The sequence below is a fragment of the Zoogloea ramigera genome (genome assembly GCF_006539865.1).
GTDB lineage: Bacteria > Pseudomonadota > Gammaproteobacteria > Burkholderiales > Rhodocyclaceae > Zoogloea > Zoogloea ramigera.
Genome location: NZ_BJNV01000143.1, coordinates 1 through 3,164 on the forward strand (window position 1 = coordinate 1; position 3,164 = coordinate 3,164).

Annotated in this window: 1 protein-coding gene; it reads left to right on the forward strand. The window is 60.0% G+C overall.

Annotation, left to right across the window (positions count from 1 at the left end):
- The first annotated feature begins 182 nt into the window (after nt 1-182).
- Nucleotides 183-2,966, forward strand: a complete 2,784-nt coding sequence (gene cas3 / locus ZRA01_RS20050; protein ID WP_141355136.1) for a CRISPR-associated helicase Cas3' — start codon at nt 183-185, stop codon at nt 2,964-2,966.
- Nucleotides 2,967-3,164 lie beyond the last annotated feature (198 nt).

A 3,164-nucleotide genomic window follows, 5' to 3' on the forward strand; every position in this document is an offset into this window, starting at 1 on the left:
GGAAAGGTAGGGGCTACCTCGACATTATCTTGAATGTCCGCCCACGTTACCCGCCGGACGAGCAGAAAAACGCCTAAACCCCATGCTATTCATAGGGTTTCAGAGGTTCAGGCACGGACTCAGGTCTCTTTTACACGTGGCTTGATGCTGTTGTAGATTGCGTGTCGAGTGAATAGATCGACATGAACATGCAAGAACAAGAATCCTGTTCAACGCCAGGCGCTTACTGGGGTAAGGCTGGCAAGTCTGGTGGCCATCATCTGCTGTGTTACCACTCCCTGGATGTTGCTGCCGTCGGTGTGGCGTTGCTGCGTCAGAGTCCTTCACTGCAGCAATTACTCCGGAAGGCCTTGCCCGACTGCACGTCTGAAGCCCTTGAAGGTTGGTTGATCTTTTTCCTGGCTCTGCATGATCTCGGTAAATTCTCCGAAGCTTTTCAAAGTCAGCGTGCTGATCTGATGCAGCTGCTCCGCGGCCGTACGCCAGACCCCGGCAAGCCGTACACGCTGCGTCACGATACGCTCGGCTGGCTGCTCTGGAAGCAGCGGCTGGAAAAGCAGGCGATTGACGAGGAGTGGTTCGGGCTGGATAGCTGTGATCTGGTGGAGGCTGGTGGGCTGGACTGGTGGATGAAGGCTTGCACAGGCCACCATGGCACGCCGCCGGCATTGGGCCGAGGGGATTGGAAGCAGCACTGCAATGCCCGCGAAGATGGATCCGCCGTTGACCAGTTTATCGGCAGCCTCTTCATCCTTGTTCCACGCAAGTTACTCGCTGAAATAGCGAGCCAACTGGAGGCGGAGACCTTTGCGCAGGCTAGCCAGACCCTCTCCTGGTGGCTGGCTGGTGTCGTGGTGTTGGCTGACTGGCTCGGTTCCAACCAGAGCTACTTTCCCTACTGTGCGACTCCGATGCCCATTGGTGAGTACTGGGGGCATGCACAGACCCGGGCGTCCTTGGCGCTGGCGGCCTCGGGTTTGACGTCGCGGCCATCGGCGGTGCGTGAATTCTCGGATTTCTTCCCGGGCATTACCCAGCCTTCGCCGCTGCAGGCTTGGGCGATCAATGTTCCAGTGTCGTCAGAACCCCAAGTCCATCTGCTGGAGGATGTGACCGGCGCCGGCAAGACCGAAGCGGCCATGATGCTGGCTCACCGCCTGATGGCGGCTGGTTTGGCCGATGGCTTCTTCATTGCGCTGCCCACCATGGCGACCGCTAATGCTATGTACGGCCGGATCTCCGAGGTCTACCAGCAGCTTTTTGCCGGTGATGCCAGTTTGGTGCTCTCCCATGGCCAAAGCCGGTTGGTCGAGGAGTTTGCGACATCAATCCTGCCTGCCATCGACCCGGAAGCGGATGGTCGCCAGCTGGACGAAACGGCGGGCGCTCGTTGCGCCGTCTGGTTGGCGGAGCACGGCAAGCGTTCGCTGCTTTCTCCGGCCGGTGTGGGCACCATCGACCAGACATTGCTGGCGGTACTCACCAGCAAGCACCAGTGCCTGCGCCTTCTTGGCCTGTTCCGTAAAGTGCTGGTTGTGGATGAGGTGCACGCTTGCGATGCCTACATGCAGCGGGTACTGGAAACGGTGCTCACCTTCCATGCATGTGCGGGTGGTAGCGCTATTCTGCTTTCGGCAACGCTGCCCGAACGCATGAAGCAGTCCCTGCTGAATGCCTTTGCCCGCGGACGTGGATGCTCGTCTGCGCCGCAACTCTCTCTCGATGCATTTCCACTCGCCACCTCTTGGCGGGATTGTGCTGCGAGGTTGGATGAAACTCCTATTGCCACCCGGGATGCAGTAAAGCGCCGGTTGGCGGTGCGCTATGTGTCCGATGAGTCACAGGTGTTGTCGGTCATCCGCGACGCGCTTACGGCCGGGCGCTGCGTCTGCTGGATGCGCAATACCGTAGCGGATGCGCTGGCAGCTCACGCCCACTTCCGTGATGAGTTGCCCCCTGAAAAGCTGATTCTCTTCCATGCCCGCTTCACCCTGGGTGATCGCCTGGCCACGGAAGAGCAGGTGCTATCCCGTTTCGGCAAAGGCAGCGATGCTCAGAGGCGGGCTGGAAAGTTGGTGATCGCGACCCAGGTGGCCGAGCAATCGCTGGATGCCGATTGGGATTTGGTTGTTTCAGATCTTGCGCCCATCGATCGCCTGATCCAGCGTGCGGGTCGTCTGCAGCGCCACCCTCGGGATGTCGATGGCAATCGGCTTTTGGATCCTGCCACCGGGGATCAACGTGGTGTGCCCTGTCTTTGGGTGTTTGGCCCGGAATGGGTCGAAAACCCTGCAGAGGACTGGTACAAGCGGACACTGCCTCGTGCCGCGCGGGTTTATCCTCACCACGGGCAGTTGTGGCTGACAGCCCAGGCGCTGCAGAAGGGGGAGATCGCCTTGCCCGATGATGCGCGTTTTCTGGTCGAAAGCGTATTTGGCGACTTGGGGGAAGTCCCGGAAGCCTTGCTGGCCAGCAGCGGGGAGGCGGAGGGTCAAGCCCTGGCGGACCGCAGCGAAGGCCAGCAGAACACCATCAAGCTGTCCAGTGGTTACACCGCCGACGGCACTGAATGGTGGAGCGACGCCCGTACCCCGTCGCGTTTGGGAGAGGCCACTGTCAATGTCATTCTTGCCCGCTGGGTGGATGACACCCTGGAGCCGTGGAATCACCATGACGAACGCCGTCATGCCTGGGCTTACAGCAGTCTGCGCATGGCAGAACGGCAGATCTGCGCTCGTTGGGTGGAAACCGATCCGGAGCGGGAGTCTGTCGTGTTGGCAGCCCTGGAAACCCTGCCGGACAAGGGAAAGTGGTCGGTGCTGCTGGCGCTCGAAGAGCAGGCGGGGCGTTGGGTTGGCCGAGCGCTCGCCCCTGGCAAGGATGATGAAGCGTCGCGGTCTGTGCTCTGGCGCTATGACGTCGAGGCCGGACTGATCCGGGAGAAAACGCCAGCGGGCTCGGGCTGACGCCCGCCCGGCAAAAACCCCGCGGAGGCGGGGAACGTCAAGTCACCGAATTATCGCTTGAGCAGACACACGGGTCATCTCTGCGGGTGCAGAGAACTCATGCATTCTAGCAGTCGCTTTGGTGGATCTGGAGGAAGAGGATCGCAGTTTAAATTTGAATTTTCGTTTGAACAAACACACTTAAAATAATTTGCTAGC

Coding starts and splice junctions, on each gene's coding strand:
- cas3 (WP_141355136.1), top strand. CDS start 183: ATGAACATGCAAGAACAAGAATCCTGTTCAACGCCAGGCGCTTACTGG.